11 protein-coding genes are annotated in these 14,647 nt (G+C 63.9%); 2 read left to right on the top strand and 9 right to left on the bottom strand.

The features are described 5' to 3' along the window. Window positions 1-22: 22 nt before the first annotated feature. The 4 genes from pstB to pstS all read right to left on the bottom strand — a co-directional run bounded on the left by pstB (window position 23) and on the right by pstS (window position 3,828). Window positions 23-784 (bottom strand): phosphate ABC transporter ATP-binding protein PstB, encoded by a 762-nt coding sequence (pstB, locus tag ASF66_RS02615; protein ID WP_010210300.1) that lies wholly within the window; start codon window positions 782-784, stop codon window positions 23-25. A gap of 76 nt (window positions 785-860) precedes the next feature. After that, on the bottom strand, window positions 861-1,754 hold the full coding sequence (gene pstA, locus ASF66_RS02610) for a phosphate ABC transporter permease PstA (protein WP_049859738.1): 894 nt from the start codon (window positions 1,752-1,754) through the stop codon (window positions 861-863). Next, a complete protein-coding gene (gene pstC / locus ASF66_RS02605; RefSeq protein ID WP_056842601.1) occupies window positions 1,754-2,719 on the bottom strand; it encodes a phosphate ABC transporter permease subunit PstC in 966 nt (321 codons plus the stop codon). The genes pstA and pstC overlap by 1 nt, the downstream gene beginning before the upstream one ends. Before the next feature lie 77 nt (window positions 2,720-2,796). After that, on the bottom strand, window positions 2,797-3,828 hold the full coding sequence (pstS, locus tag ASF66_RS02600; protein WP_056842600.1) for a phosphate ABC transporter substrate-binding protein PstS: 1,032 nt from the start codon (window positions 3,826-3,828) through the stop codon (window positions 2,797-2,799). 249 nt (window positions 3,829-4,077) lie between these two features. Between pstS and ASF66_RS02595 the strand changes: the two genes are divergently transcribed. After that, the gene (locus tag ASF66_RS02595; RefSeq protein ID WP_442962735.1) at window positions 4,078-6,474 is read left to right on the top strand and encodes a DUF3772 domain-containing protein; all 2,397 of its coding nucleotides are present in this window, start codon (window positions 4,078-4,080) and stop codon (window positions 6,472-6,474) included. Window positions 6,475-6,600: 126 nt separating this feature from the next. Continuing rightward, window positions 6,601-7,923, top strand: coding sequence for a Gfo/Idh/MocA family protein (locus ASF66_RS02590; protein ID WP_056842598.1), 1,323 nt, complete (start codon window positions 6,601-6,603; stop codon window positions 7,921-7,923). Window positions 7,924-7,977: 54 nt separating this feature from the next. Here the strand turns inward: ASF66_RS02590 and ASF66_RS02585 are convergent, their stop codons facing one another. From ASF66_RS02585 to ASF66_RS02565, 5 genes are all read right to left on the bottom strand, one after another. Then, window positions 7,978-8,847 (bottom strand): EthD domain-containing protein, encoded by an 870-nt coding sequence (locus ASF66_RS02585; protein WP_056842597.1) that lies wholly within the window; start codon window positions 8,845-8,847, stop codon window positions 7,978-7,980. Between the two features lie 105 nt (window positions 8,848-8,952). After that, entirely contained in the window at window positions 8,953-11,319 is a 2,367-nt protein-coding gene (locus tag ASF66_RS02580) for an ATP-binding protein (protein ID WP_056842596.1), read from the bottom strand. A 132-nt stretch (window positions 11,320-11,451) separates the two neighbouring features. Then, the gene (locus tag ASF66_RS02575; protein ID WP_156463114.1) at window positions 11,452-12,465 is read right to left on the bottom strand and encodes a hypothetical protein; all 1,014 of its coding nucleotides are present in this window, start codon (window positions 12,463-12,465) and stop codon (window positions 11,452-11,454) included. 3 nt (window positions 12,466-12,468) lie between these two features. Next, on the bottom strand, window positions 12,469-12,720 hold the full coding sequence (locus tag ASF66_RS02570) for an acyl carrier protein (protein ID WP_056842595.1): 252 nt from the start codon (window positions 12,718-12,720) through the stop codon (window positions 12,469-12,471). Then, window positions 12,713-14,635: an HAD-IIIC family phosphatase gene (locus tag ASF66_RS02565; RefSeq protein ID WP_056842594.1), complete on the bottom strand. Its 1,923-nt coding sequence runs from the start codon at window positions 14,633-14,635 to the stop codon at window positions 12,713-12,715. Before ASF66_RS02565 ends, ASF66_RS02570 begins: the two co-directional genes overlap by 8 nt. Window positions 14,636-14,647 lie beyond the last annotated feature (12 nt).

Here is a 14,647-nt window from a genome sequence, read left to right as displayed (position 1 = left end):
AACGAGGGCTTCCTGCCATCGGTCAGCTGAACTTGCCGCTGATGTAATCACCGGTCATCTGTTCGCGCGGGTTCTCGAAGATCTGCGCGGTCGGGCCCATTTCCACCAGGTATCCAGTGCGCGTGCCCTGGGAGATGTCCACCGAGAAAAACGCGGTCGTGTCGGCGACGCGGATGGCCTGCTGCATGTTGTGGGTGACCAGGGCGATTGTGTAGTCCTTCTTGAGCTCCACCATCAGTTCCTCGACCCGGCGCGTGGCGATCGGATCGAGCGCCGAACACGGCTCGTCGAGCAGCAGCACCTCGGGCTCGGTGGCAATGGCGCGGGCGATGCACAGACGCTGTTGCTGGCCGCCGGACAGCGACAGGCCGCTGACCTTGAGCTTGTCCTTGACCTCGTCCCACAGCGCGGCACCCTGCAGCGCGTGCTTGACCCGATCGCCCAGGTCGCCCTTGTAGCGGTTCAGCCGCAGGCCGAAGGCGACGTTGTCGAAGATGCTCATGGAAAACGGGTTGGGCTGCTGGAACACCATGCCGATGTAACGGCGCACCACCACCGGGTCCACGCCCTTGCCGTACACGTCCTGACCCAGGAAGTGCACGTGGCCTTCGAAGCGAAAGCCTTTCACCAGGTCGTTCATGCGGTTCAAACTGCGCAGCACGGTGCTCTTGCCACAGCCCGAGGGGCCGATGAAGCCGGTGATCTTGTTCTTCTCGATGGGCACGTGGCTGTCACGCACGGCCATGAAGTTGCCGTAGAAAATCTTGTCGAGCTTGCAGTCCATGACCACAGGTGCCTGGGTCGCGAACGGGACGGCTTTTTGCACGGATAGTACACTCACAATATAGGTGCTCCCATTCTCAGAACTTGGGCTTGCCGAAAACACGACTGACAATGTTCACAAACAGCACGATCATCACCAACACGAGGGAGGCCGCCCAGGCGAGCTCCAACTGGTTGTCGAAGGGCATGCCGGAAAAGTTGTAGATCAGTACGGCCAGGGAAGCGGTGGGGTTCATGACCGCCAGGCTGCCGTCGTGGTAGATCCAGTAGTTGCTGAACAGCGCGGTGAACAACAGCGGCGCGGTTTCCCCGGCGGCGCGTGCCACGGCGAGCATGACCCCGGTAAGAATCGCTGGCATGCCGGTGGGCAGAATGATCTTCCAGATTACCTGGGAGCGCGTGCAGCCCATGCCATAGGCGGCGTCTTTCATCACCTTGGGCACCATCTTCATCGACTCTTCGGCGGTCAGCACCACGATCGGCAGCATCAACACCGCCAGGGCCACACCGCCCGCAGGGGCCGAATAGGTACCAGTGGTCATCACCACCAGCGCATAGGCGAATACCCCGGCCAGGATCGACGGCAGCCCGGTGAGCATCTTCGCCGCGAAGCGCGCAGCGTTGGCCAGCTTGCTGTCGGGACCCAGTTCGGCGAGGAACACCGCCGCCATGATGCCGACCGGCACGGCGATCGCCGCAGCGATGCCGACCATCACGAAGGTACCGGCCATGGCGTTGCCGAAGCCACCGCCGGTTTCGAAACCGGTCGGTGGCAGTTCGGTGAACACCTCGAGGCTCAAACGCGCCCCACCGCGGGTGATCAGCATGTACAGCACCGACAGCAGCGGCACGCTGGCAATCAGCGCGCCCGCCCAGACCAGAGTCGTCAGCACCAGACTGCGCAGGGCGCGGCCTTCGAACTTGCGTTGCAGACTGGGCAAGGCGGCGGTGGGCGTGCTCAGGCTGTTCATCATTTAGTCCCCCGTTGTGCGTAGACCATGAGCATGGAGCCGATGACGTTGACGATCAGGGTGATCAGCATCAGCACCAGGGCTGCGTACATCAGCACTTCGATCTCGCCCGGCCCGGCTTCCGGGAAGTTCAGCGCCAGCAGTGCGGCCAGCGTGTTGGCCGGTGCGAACAGCGACAGCGAGATGTTGTTGGCATTGCCCACCAGCATCGCCAGGGCCATGGTTTCACCCAGGGCCCGGCCCAGGCCCAGCACCAGCGAGCCGAAAATGCCCGTCGCGGCAGACGGCACCATGACCTTGAGGATCGCTTCCCAGTGGGTGGTGCCCATGCCGTAGGCCGCTTGCTTGGTTTTCATCGGCACGGCGGTCAGGGCATCCTGAGAGACGGCAGCGATGGTCGGTAGAATCATGATGGCCAGCACCAGCGCGGCGGGCAGCAGGCCCGGTCCGCTCAGCGATGTGCCGAAAAAGGGGATCCAGCTCAGTTCGGTGTGCAGCCAGGTGGTCAGCGGACGAATGGCCGGGATCACCACATAGATGCCCCACAGGCCGTAGACCACGCTGGGAATGGCAGCGAGGAGCTCGACGATGGTACGAAACACGGAAGCCAGCTTGGTTGGAAGGAAATCCTGGGTCAGGAAGATCGCCATGCTGATGCCGAAGATACCGGCGATGACCAGTGCGATGAAGGCGCTGTAGAGCGTACCCCAGATGGCCGGCAGAATGCCGTACTTGCCCTGGTTGACGTCCCACACGCTGCCGAACAGCACGTCGAAGCCATGTTTTTCCATGCCGGGCAGTGCCTTGCGCCCTACTTCGAAAATCAGGGCAAATACCACGGCCAGAATCAGTACCACACCGACGCGCGCAAGCGCACGAAACGTGCGGTCGACCAGAAAGTCCTTCGTCGAAGGCGGCTGGCAGGCTGAGTCCGGGTTATCCGGTACAACGAAAGGGCTGTTCATCGATAAGTTCCGGGGTGTGGAAGAAGACCTCGCCGGCCAGGGCCGTCAAGCCGTTGCCGAGCGAGGTCCCGCGTCTGTCACTGAATGTTGGCGCTGGCTTTGCGAACCTGCTCGACAACCGACGGCGGCAGCGGGATGTAGCCCATCGAGTCGGCGATCTTCTGGCCTTCGGTCAGGCTGTACTCGATCATGTCGCGCATGGCCTTGGCCTTGGCCGGGTTGCCGTTGTCTTTGCGGAAGATCATCCAGGTGTAGGTGGTGATCGGGTAGGACTTCTCGCCCTCGGGGTCCGGCAGCCAGGCCACCAGGTTTTCCGGCATCTTCACCGCGGCCAGGGCCTCGGCGCCGCTCTCGGCGTTCGGTACCACGTACTTGCCAGCCTTGTTCTGCAGCACGGCGAAGTCGACCTTGGCCAGTTTGGCGAAGCCGTATTCGATGTAGCCGATCGCGCCCGGGGTCTGGCGCACGGTGGCAGTCACGCCATCGTTCTTGGGCGACTTGATGAACTTGTCGCTGGCAGGCCAGTTGACGGTGTTGCCCTCGCCCAGGTCAGCCTTGAACGCCGGGTTGATGGTAGCCAGGTGCTTGGTGAACACCGCGGTGGTGCCGCTGGAGTCGGCACGCACGACCACGGTGATCGGCATATCGGTGAGTTTCAGGTCCGGGTTGGCGGCCACGATCTGCGGATCGTTCCACTTGGTGATCTTGCCCAGGAAGATGTTGGAGTAGACGTCGCGCGGCAGTTTCAGGCCCTTGGGGCTGCCCGGCAGGTTGTAGGCAAGAACGATCTCGCCCGCAGTCATCGGCAGCAGCTGGGCGCCTTCCGCGACCTTGGCGATGTCTTCATCTTTCATGGCCGAGTCGCTGGCGGCGAAATCGACGGTCTTGTTCAAGAAGTCCTGTACGCCCGCACCGCTCCCCTTGGACTGGTAGTCGACGGTCACGCCATCGGATTTCTTGCTGAAGTCCTTGAACCAGGTGAGGTAGATCGGGGCCGGAAAGCTGGCGCCGGAGCCGGTCAGCCGGACGCTTTCAGCAGCGAAGGCCATAGAGCTGGCGCTGAGGGAAACGGCAACGGCGAGCGCGGCAGACTTCATCAAACTTTTCATCTAAGAAACTCACTGAGATAAAGGGCAACGGAACTGTGCACAGCTTTTGTGACGGTTTGATGAATCCGACGACCGGTGCAGTCGAATTCGCGCAAAACGGGGGCCTCAATCTCATTCACATGTTGTAACCTCCCCCGGCCCTTGCGTGTCCATCCTCGGTAGTCAGGCAAGGGCAATCGGTGTTTTCACGTTTCCGAGGTCCGCGCGCGCGGACCTCCGCTCAAAGAGAATCGAAAGATGCGGCAATCCATGATCAATCGTTGGTGTATGGGCTTGCTGGCCTTGTGCCTATGGGCCAGTGTGCCCGCCCTTGCCGAACCCGCGCCGGCCCCCGCGGCCAGCACCGACAGCGCGCCGGTCGAAGTCCTCGCCACGCCGGCGCAGCTCAGCGACCAGCTCGACCAGATCCGGCAGAAAGTGTCCACCGCCGCCAATGACGACCTGCTCGCCAGTCTGCGCCAGGCCGCCCTGCAGGTGCAGCGTCAGGCCGAAGCCCTGCTCGCCCGCCAGAGCGTGGACATGGGCCATCTGGACGACCAGCTCAATGTGCTCGGCGCCGCCCAGCCCGACGAGCCGCAGACCCTGACCGCGCAGCGTCGGACCCTGGTCAACCAGAAAAAAGCGCTGACCACCGACCAGACCGACACCACTGCCCTGAGCACCTCGGCCAGCGACCTGGCCGCGCAGATCCTCAATTTGCGCCGCAACCTGCTTGACACCCAGATCAGCACGCGCTCGGCCAGTCCATTGAGTTCTGCCTTCTGGTCCAGCCTGATTCGGCCCACCGAAGAGGACGTGAGGAAGCTCGGTGGCTTGTGGCAGGACGTCAAGCAAGTCTTCGACACCGCCATGGCGCCCGGCACGCGCGGGACCTTCATAATGATCCTGCTGTCTGCCATGCTGGTGTGGGTGGTGGCCCGGCGCCTGATCGAACGACTGCTCGTGCGGGCCATGATCCGCTGGTTTCCCGAGGGTCGATTGCGCCGCAGTACCCTGGCCCTGGCCACGGGATTGACCACGGTGCTGACCATCAGCGCCGCGACCTCGCTGCTGCAGTGGGGCATCGTCAGCCACTCCCAGCCCAGCGCCAATGTGCTCAACCTGATCGATCAGGTGCAGACGCTGATCCTGTTCTGCGCGTTTCTGGTGGGCATGGGCCGCGCCCTGCTGATGCTGCCCAATCCGTCGTGGCGTCTGCCCAACATTCCTGACCCGGTGGCCACCGCCATCGGTGGTCTTCCGGCCGTGCTGGCACTGTCCCTGATGGTGACCGGCACGTTCGAGCGCATCAACAGCGTGATCGCCAGCAGCCTTGCGTTGTCGGTCGCGGTGAACGGCCTGACCGCACTGCTGGTCGCGCTGATCTTCGTCTACGGCCTGGTGCGCGTGCGCCGGACCCGGCGCCGCCTGGCGCTGGAGCGCACCGCAGGCTTCGTCGGGCTGATCCCGTTCATTCTCGCAGTCTGGGTCGGCATCATCCTGCTGGGGTTGCTCAGCGGCTATCTGACCCTGGCCTACGTGCTGACCGTGAAGCTGTTGTGGATCGGCCTGGTGACCTCCACGGCCTACCTGCTGACCGTGTTCTTCGTCGACATCTGCGAAACCCTGCTGTCGCCCAAGCAGGCGGGCGGTCAGGCCCTGGGCGCCATGCTCGGGCTGTCGCCACGCCACCAGGCCCAGGCCAGCACCCTGCTCGCCGGCATCGGCCGGACCTTGCTGCTGTGCATTGCGCTGATCCTGGCCTTCATGCCATCCGGTTCGAACCCCAGCGAACTGCTGGCCAGCTTCGCCCGCCTGGACGTGGGCAGCAAATCCCTTGGCGATCTGAATATCGTTCCCGGCGACATCCTCCTGGCCGTGGTGCTGCTGGTCGGTGGATTGCTGAGCATCCGCATCCTGAAGAACTGGCTGGGTGATCGCCTGCTGCCGGAAACCAACATGGACGCCGGCATGCGCGCCTCGCTGGTGACGCTGGTGGGCTACATCGGCTTCGTATTGCTGGGGATCGGCGTGCTGTCGACACTGCGCATCAGCCTGACCAACCTGACCTGGGTGGTCAGTGCGCTGTCGGTGGGTATCGGCTTCGGCCTGCAGGCGATCGTGCAGAACTTCATCTCCGGCCTGATCCTGCTGACCGAGCGGCCCGTCAAGGTGGGCGACTGGGTCAGCCTGGCCGGTGTGGAAGGCGACATTCGCCGGATAAATGTCCGCGCCACGGAGATCCAAATGGGCGACCGTTCCACGGTGATCGTGCCCAACTCGCAGTTCATCACCCAGAACGTGCGCAACGTGACCATGGGCAACGCCTTGGGTGTGGTGGGCATCACCCTCACCCTGCCCCTGGACACCGACGTGCTGAAGATCCGCGAACTGCTGATGACCGCCTACACCGAGCATGAAGCGGTACTCGCCGACCCGGCACCTTCAGTGACCTTCAAGGACCTGACCAGCGCTGGCTTGCTGATCAGCGTCAGCGGTTTCGTCAACAGCCCGCGTTCGGTCGGCGGCACGCGCAGCGATCTGCTGTTCACCATTCTGGACCGCTTGCGCACCATGGGCGTGGCGCTGTCCGCGCCGCAGAGCATGTTGCTGATCAACGACAAAGTCGACGCTGCGCCTGTGCAGGAGCCAAAGCCCGTGGCTTGAGGCCCGGCGCCGTTGGTCTGTCCCCGCCCAAGGCGAGGAAACCGTACCCGCGGCGCGAAGGTCGGTTCTGTAGCGGTCGTGTGCGCAAGCGACCGCTCGGTTCCGTCGCCTTCAAGGAGAAGCTGCATGACTTCCGTCCCGCCCGACCGTCCCACGGGACTCAACCCCCCCGAATTCAACCGTCGCTCACTGTGCAAGCTGCTTGCTGCAGCGGCAGGCACCGCGGCCCTCGCGCCTCAAGCCATGGCCGAGGGGTTCACGCCCCCTACGGTGGTGGACGTGGGCAAGGTCGAAAACGGCAGCGTGACCTTTCCACCTTGGCGCGGTCCCGCCGATACGCCCTCCTCGCAACCGGCTACCCCATTGCCACCTGAGCAGCGCGTCGGTTTCGCCATCGTCGGTCTGGGTCGACTGTCCCTCGAGGAAATTCTTCCCGCCTTCGGTGAATCGCTGTACGCCAAGCCGGTGGCGCTGGTGTCCGGTACCCCGGACAAGCTCAAGGCGGTCGCGACCCAGTACGGCATCAAGCCCGAGGCCTGCTATAGCTACGAGGACTTCGAGCAGATCGCCGACAATCCGGATATCAAGGTGGTGTACATCGTCTTGCCCAATGCCATGCACCGCCAGTTCTGCGAGCGGGCTGCGGCCGCAGGCAAGCATGTGCTGACCGAAAAGCCGATGTCGGTGTCTTCCAGGGACGGTCAGGCGATGGTCGAAGCCTGCCGTCAGGCCAAGGTCAGGCTGATGGTCGCCTACCGAATTCAGTACGAACCCTACAACCTGCGCGCGCGCAAACTGGTGCAGGACAGGCAGCACGGTCGCCTGGTTGCCTACACCGCGACCAACACCCAGACGGTGGCCGCGGACGGCGAGCGACAGTGGCGGCACAAGAAGGACATGGCCGGCGGCGGTTCGCTGCCGGACATCGGTCTGTATTGCCTGAACACCGCCCGCTTCATCACCGGCGAAGAGCCGGTCGAAGTGTTCGCGCAACTGTACTCACCGGCCGGTGACCCGCGCTACGCGCAGGTGGAGGAAACCGTTCAATTCACCCTGCGCTTTCCCTCGGGCACCTTCGCCAACTGCCTCACCAGCTACGGTGCGCGCGACGACAAGTACCAGCGCCTGAATCTGGAAAGCGCCTGCGTCGACATGCCCAATGCATTTCTCTATCAGGGCCAGCAGTTGTCCATCATCGAGCGCGACGGTGACGCGACCCGCAACGGTCGCCTGACCCTGCAACCCAAGAACCAGTTCGCCCAGGAGCTGGACCATATGGCCCAATGCGTGCTGCACGACCAGCAGCCCTGGACGCCCGGGGAAGAAGGCGTGCAGGACCACAAGCTGATGGAAGCGATCTACGAAAGCGCACGCACTGGTCAGCCAGTGAAGCTGGAACCGGTGCCGGGCCTGGATCACTTCCGTGGGACGCCGCCCAAGCAGAGCTGAAGGATCGGCCAAGGGCGTGCAGGCGCACGCCCTCGTGCCAGTCCAGTCAAGTGGTCAGCTGCGCTCGGGTGAGAACACCGCGTTGATGTCGGCGGTGATCTGGTTGTTGGCGCCCAGGTAGTCGATCAGCTCGGCAGCGCGACTGCCACGCAGGCCAGCCGTGGTGATCTCGCCGTCATACACATAGGTATACACACCGGACACCGCAAAGGCCTTGAGTTGAGCGATATGCCGGGCCTGGGCCGCTTGCGACTGCTGGAATTCATCGCTCAGGAAAAACTTCCGACGCGCCAGCGGACTGATGAATGCGATCTCCAGCACGGCCAGTTGCTCACGTACCGGTGTCGCGGTGTGGGCGACATCCGGCGCCGGCGGATGCATACCATCGTTGTTGAAGGGCGCGCACAGGTGCAGACGCACCTTGCGCACCGCGTCGCTGGCCGCCAGCAATGGGCCCAGCTCGTCGCGCAGGTAGTTGTGCAGGCTTTCCAGGGTGCCGCGCGGGCTCAGGTGCAGATGAATGCGATCCGCCTGGTCCAGGCCATTCATCACTTCATCGCCGGTGCGGTTGACCAGATTGATCGAACCTTCGGGCAGATCATAGGCCAGGGTTTCCTCGAACATGTTCTGCTCGTCGCTGAACAGCAGCGAGCTGGCGTCCTGGAACTGCTTTTGATCCGCTGCAGACAGAAAACCGATTTCCACGCCGCCGTCGAGTTCGTAGTCGCTGATTTCCTGGATGCCCTCGGCCAGGGGCCACAAGTGGGCATCCTGCTCGCGGGAAAGATGGTGCTGAATGTACAAGCCCAGCCCTGGAAGGCGCGCGCACAGAGGGCCGTGCACATCGCGCCAGTAATGAGCGAAAACGTCGTGCGGTACCCGTGGTCGACGTTTGACAGTGGTATAGCTGTTGATTTCGATCATGCATCACCCGTGGGATTGGAAAGCGTATCTTGGGAAACAGTGTCTGTTCTGAGCCCAGTGGTTCCATGCGGGTTCAACTTGACTGCACGTTCGCTGCCCATTCGTTCAGCGCAGCGCCGACCGCTCATGGTCGTCCAGCGCCTGGTACACCTCCTCGATCCATGGCTGCCAGCCTATCGACGGCAGCGCGATTGACCCGAGGCGTTGCTGCAGACGCTGCAGGGCCTCGGCCAGGTCCATGGCGCCGGTCATGCGTGCAGCGCCCTGCATGCGGTGCGCCAAAGCAAACGCCGGAGGCAACTGCTGGTTCTCCAAGGCCTGGGTCAGCCCGCGCAAGTCGTCCCGGCACGTAACAACCAGCAGTCGATCGAGGGCCGCCTGGGTTGTCGCATCGAGTGTCCATGCAGGTGGAGCGGCCCATTGCGGGTCCAGGGTGAGAAACTGACTGCACACTCGCGCCAAAGCTGCCAGTTGCAGGGGTTTGAGCAACACATCGTTCATGCCGTTGGCGTAGCAGCGTTCGACGTGCTCGGGGTCGCTGGCGCCGGAGATGGCGACAATGGGCAAGTGCGCACTGGCTCCGGACAGTCGCCGGATCCGCCGAGCCAAGGTGTAGCCATCGATGTCCGGCAGTTGGCAATCCAGTAATATCAGGCCGAGCTCGTCCTGCTCGGTGATGGCGGCCAGGGCCTGTGCACCGGTCCCGGCCACGGTGCTCGGGTAGCCGAGCGTCTCCAGTTGCTGGGCGATGACGTGTTGGTTGAGTGCGTGGTCTTCCACCACCAGCACCGTCTGCCGCAACGCCAGCGGCTCGTCCTGCAAAGCCGGCGCCGCTGCTGGCGACACTACCGGTGCAAGCGCTTCCAGCACCACGGGCAGACGGCAGGTGATTTCGGTACCCCGGCCCACGATGCTGTGCAGCGCGATGCTGCCACCCATGAGCTGCACCAGTTCTTTGCAGATGGCCAGGCCCAGCCCGCTACCACCGTAGCGCTCGGCCGTGCTGTCGTGGGCCTGGGTGAAAGCATCGAACACCTCGTTCTGGCGATCCGATGCGATACCGACCCCGCTGTCGCTGACCTCGATGGTGAGCTCTGCGGCCGAGCCGTTGTCGAGCATTCTGCAGTCCAGGGACAGGCCGACCTTACCCTGGTGGGTGAACTTCACTGCGTTGGACAACAGATTGGACAGGATCTGGCGCAGCCGCAGCCGGTCGATCCTGACTGACCCATGATCCAACCCTCGTGCGCGGTACTCGAGGGTCAGGCCTTTGCGGTGTGCTTGCAGGCGATACAGTTCGGCGACGCTGCGGCCCAATTCGACGAGATCGGTGGGTTGCGGGTCCAGTCGCACGGCGCCCGCATCCAGGCGGGTGATCTCCAGCACATCGTCGAGCAGCTCGAGCAGGTTCACGGCCGAATCGTTGGCCAGGCCGACCCATTGCTGCTCGCGGGTACCCAGAGCGCTGCGCGACAGCAATTCGATGGCCGACAGCACCGCGTTCATCGGCGTGCGGATCTCATGGCTGAGCATGGCCAGAAAACCCGCCATGCGTCGCTCGCTGCGTTGCGCGCGGCGTTGCGCCAAACGAGCACGGCGAGCCAAGGCCCCAAGTAGCAGCAGTAGCAGGACACCGGCGACGATTTCCGGCCAGTAGTATTGGGCCAGCGTCTGCCAGGTCGGCGCGCCGAAATCGGTCTGCACCAACCAGCGCTCGTAGATGTCGTCGGTAGCCTTGGACGTCAGGCTCTGCAGCGCCTTGTCGACAATGCTCAGCAACAGCGGCTCGCTGGGTGACACGCCCATGGCCAGCACCACAGGCATGTCCGTCACCACCCCCGCCAAGTGCAGGCGACCGGCATATTTGCGGCGCAGCATGGGTTGCAGCACTGCATCCAGGCCGATCGCCACATCGGCGCGCTGCTCGGCCACGGCGGCCAGGGCCTGCTCGGCATCGGCAATCAGCAGCAGGTGAACATCGGGATGGTGCTGGCGAAGGTAGTTTTCATAGCCACCCCCGCCCTTCACCGCCACGGTCTGCCCGGCCAGGCGGCTGGCAGTGAACAGCATCGGCGTGCTGGCGCGAGTGATGGCCACCGTTGCGCCAAAGAAATACGGCTGGGTCAACAGCATCTGGCTGCGGGGCTGCGCGCCCAGCAGCCGCTCGGACACGACCGAGGCCAGCATCAATCGTCCCGTGGCCAAGGCCTGCTGGGTCGCCTGCCAGTTGGCGCTGGGCACTCGAACCAGGCGCAGGCCGGTGGTGCGCTGAATGTGATCGATGTAATCACGGGTCAAGCCGCGGTGCTGGCCATTTTCTACATACTCGATGGGCCAATACGGATCGACCGCGTACTCCACCACCGGGTTGTCGCGTATCCAGGCGCGCTCGGAGTCAGTCAACGCCAGCGCTTGGACATCGAGCGCAACGCTGCAGCCCAGCGCGATCAGGGAAATGACCCAAGCTTTCATGATGCAATTGCCCGTAAGGTGCGTACGGGCAGACTAGCAGCGCCGAACCGTGACAGGTTTTTAACGTTTCGGCGGGTTGTGCAAGGATTTTTTCAGCGACCTGCATGCCGCTCGAAGCGCCGGCAGCAAAGGCTACTGGCGCTGTACCACAGCCATCTGTGAGGCCGGCGCCAGGCGCGCCGCAATATCGACGGACAGTGCCTGGGCCGCACTCCAGCGCAGGTGGATGGCATCGACGAAGGCTGTCTCGCTGATCCGATGGTCAGTGTCGGCGTTCCAGAACTGCGCGCCGCTGTGCGCCAGGGTCTGGCGCAATCGGCTGTCGAACTCGGCCAGTAACTGACCGCGGCTTTCGTGTTCGGCTTTCCACTGCGGATGCAGCGGCGTCGCCACCACGGTCAACTGGCGCCCTTCACGCTTCAAGCGCTGGGCCAGGCTGTCCAGCGCCGCAAAGCAGGTCGGGTCCAGCGGTTCGGGCTGACCGTAGAGCAAATCCCGGGAATTCTGCGTGTCGAGCGGGCCGTCGCCATAGCGGTTGAACACCAGTGGATCGAACTCGACCTGCCCGGCACGCTGGGCCTTGACCGTGCGGGCATTGCGCAGCAGCGAGCCGGGGGTGAAATAACGCATGTAGGGCAGCCACGCCGAGCCTTGTCCATACACATAGGCATCGGCGTCGCGGCGATCGAAAACCGCAATCGCAACCGTGCTGCACCCCGCGAAATCCAGCGGATCGACGATCATCAGGACCTGCTCGACCGTGGTTTCGCGGTCCAGCAGCCAGTTGGCGACGTACACCGACTGGTTGGCGTGCAGCCCACAGAACGCGCCATTGAGTGGCCGCACGCCGGGCGCTCGTTCAGCCACGGTCTGCCCGTCGAAGTGACGCCAGGCCACCGAGGAGCCGATCACCAGCACGTTGGGCGCCGGCACCGGGTGCTCACGCATGAACCCCAGTTTTTCGTCTGCGCACAGGCTGTTGGAGAACGCCGGCGGCGGCAGGTTGCCGGTGACGCGCAGACCCATGATCAGGCTGGCGAACAGCGCCAGACTGCCGAACAGCCCGACCGCTATCCAGATCAAATAGGCAGGGCCCATGGCCGCCCGATCGGCGGGCGACGCTTGTGGCTGTGCGGTAGGCTGCATAGGTCAACTCCCGGAGCGCTTGCTTTCGATCAACTGGACGAATTGTCCGACGTTGCGCAATGACTCGAGCTCCGCCGTGCGGAACTTGATGCCGAAGCGTTGCTCTGCGGCGACGATCAGCATCACGTGCATCTGGCTGTCCCAACCCTCGACCTGATCGGCCGTGGTGTCGTCGCTCAGCTCCAGGTTTTCGTCGTCGAACAGGTCACGGAACAGCTCGGTCAGTTCCTGCAATACGGTAGTGGTTTCAGTCATGACGTATCTCGATGTGGTGGTTGAAGTGAGGTGGGGTCACCAGCGGGTAACGCCAGAACGTGGCGGTCGAGGCAGGATCGGGGTTCGGCTGGTGAACGAAACCCAGTTGCGGGTAATGCTCGGCGACCATCGCATTGCGCTCGCTCGGGCGATACTCGCCGATCAAGGCGCTGTAGCCAGCGGTCGTGGCGTAGTGGGCAAGCACTTGCAAGGCCGCCTGTTCAGCCTGGCGCCCCAGCACGCGGCAACTCATCAGCCAAGTGTCGATGAACAATTCGTCGCTGGCGCAGGCCGCATCGGCACGTGCCAGCACCACACTGATCAGGCCGTTATCACCGAACTTGTCGGTCAAGCGCAGGCTCAACGCCAGTGCGCCTGGGCTGTCCGCCAATTGCTGCACCTCTGCCTCGCTGTAGCGCCGGGTGGTCAGATTGAACTGATTGGTCTTGTTGATCAGTTGCGTGGCCCGGGCCCGCTCGGCAGTGCCTATGGGCCGCGCCTGCATGACCATCTGCAGGCCCTTGAGGTAGCCGGCCATGTCGGTGGCCTCGGCCATGGCCGCCTGACGCTCGCTGTTGGCCCGGTAGGTCTGCACGCGCGCACCATCGTCGGCGGTGAAGGCGATAGCCTCGAAGTAACCCGCAGCCGCGACCCGCGCCGGGTAATCGGCGACGTCATCGGGCAGTTCCGGAACGGCCACCTGAGGCAACTCGCGGCGCACGATGTCACGTTCGGCCGGGTTGTCGTCAACGAACACTAGGCTGTCCAGGCCAATGTTCAACTGCTCGGCAATGCGCCGCAGGTTGCTCGCCTTGTCTTCCCAGTTGGCTACGAACACCGCGATATCGCTGCGCTTGAGGGCCATTTCCGGGTGATCGAAGGCCGCTTCGGCAACCTGCTGGTCGTTCTTGCTGCACACCGCCAGAATCACGCCGCGACGTGCCAGTTGCACCGCGTAGTGCTGGAAAGCCAGAAAGGCTTCGCCGGTGGCGCTGCCCTGCCCCAGGTACAGACCGTCCACGCCATCGTCGCCGACCACGCCGCCCCACAGGGTGTTGTCCAGGTCCAGCACCAGGCACTTGCGCGACCGACCGACCACGGCGGCGGCGATGCGCGCCAACTGGTCGCCATACAGCGGTGCCCAGACCGGACTGACCAACTGCTTGGCCTGATGCCAGCGCACCGGGTTGGCCAAGCCGTCACCGTACTGGCCGCAGGCGGCGCTCCAGGCCAGGTCCATGAGCAATACGCCATCCTCGGCGGCCGCGCGGCGAATCTCGCTGTTCAGGCGCTCGAGCAAGGCCCGCGGCGAGCCCGGCACCTGCGCGTCGAAGTGTCCGAACAGCGCCGGGCCGGCAGGCACCCCTGTCTGCTGGATGACTTGAGCGGCGTAGCGCTCGCGCGCCTTGCGCCAGAGCCCGCGCAATTCGGCGACGCGCACCTGCACGGCGCTTTCAGCTTCTTGCGCACTGGCATGCAGAGGGCAATCGGGAGGCGAGTCGAGGGCATCCAGGGCCAGCAGGATGATTTGCGGAGCGAAAGCCTTCAACGCCGGATCGTCGCCGAGCAACGCCTGGCGGTACTGACCATAAGGCGCCAGGTACAGCGCCACACCGACCTGACGTTGCAGCGCGGCGACGCGGATCCCTGGCAGCAAGTGGTCAACGGTGTGCGACGCCAGCACGGCCATGCGCAACGCGGTGAAACCGGGCGCTGCCGACTGCCCGTCACCAGCGAGCAGATCGATGCCCTCCCTGGCCAGGCGATCCAGGCGCAGGGTCAGGGTGAAATCGCGACGATAGCCGGCCAGCCGGGCGGCTTCGCGCAGGCGCGCTACAGGATCGCTCAATGATTTGGCGGAAGTGATCGCCGCGCCCAGGTCGGGGTGTTGTGCAAGCCAGGCTAACTGTTCCATCGTCGGCACCTT

This window comes from Pseudomonas sp. Leaf129 (genome assembly GCF_001423465.1).
Classification (GTDB): domain Bacteria; phylum Pseudomonadota; class Gammaproteobacteria; order Pseudomonadales; family Pseudomonadaceae; genus Aquipseudomonas; species Aquipseudomonas coleopterorum.
The sequence above is the reverse complement of the archived record's forward strand: the minus strand, read 5'-3'. Positions and strand labels throughout refer to the sequence as shown.

Coding starts and splice junctions, on each gene's coding strand:
- pstB (WP_010210300.1), bottom strand. CDS start 784: ATGGACTGCAAGCTCGACAAGATTTTCTACGGCAACTTCATGGCCGTG.
- pstA (WP_049859738.1), bottom strand. CDS start 1,754: ATGAACAGCCTGAGCACGCCCACCGCCGCCTTGCCCAGTCTGCAACGC.
- pstC (WP_056842601.1), bottom strand. CDS start 2,719: ATGAACAGCCCTTTCGTTGTACCGGATAACCCGGACTCAGCCTGCCAG.
- pstS (WP_056842600.1), bottom strand. CDS start 3,828: ATGAAAAGTTTGATGAAGTCTGCCGCGCTCGCCGTTGCCGTTTCCCTC.
- ASF66_RS02595 (WP_442962735.1), top strand. CDS start 4,078: ATGATCAATCGTTGGTGTATGGGCTTGCTGGCCTTGTGCCTATGGGCC.
- ASF66_RS02590 (WP_056842598.1), top strand. CDS start 6,601: ATGACTTCCGTCCCGCCCGACCGTCCCACGGGACTCAACCCCCCCGAA.
- ASF66_RS02585 (WP_056842597.1), bottom strand. CDS start 8,847: ATGATCGAAATCAACAGCTATACCACTGTCAAACGTCGACCACGGGTA.
- ASF66_RS02580 (WP_056842596.1), bottom strand. CDS start 11,319: ATGAAAGCTTGGGTCATTTCCCTGATCGCGCTGGGCTGCAGCGTTGCG.
- ASF66_RS02575 (WP_156463114.1), bottom strand. CDS start 12,465: ATGCAGCCTACCGCACAGCCACAAGCGTCGCCCGCCGATCGGGCGGCC.
- ASF66_RS02570 (WP_056842595.1), bottom strand. CDS start 12,720: ATGACTGAAACCACTACCGTATTGCAGGAACTGACCGAGCTGTTCCGT.
- ASF66_RS02565 (WP_056842594.1), bottom strand. CDS start 14,635: ATGGAACAGTTAGCCTGGCTTGCACAACACCCCGACCTGGGCGCGGCG.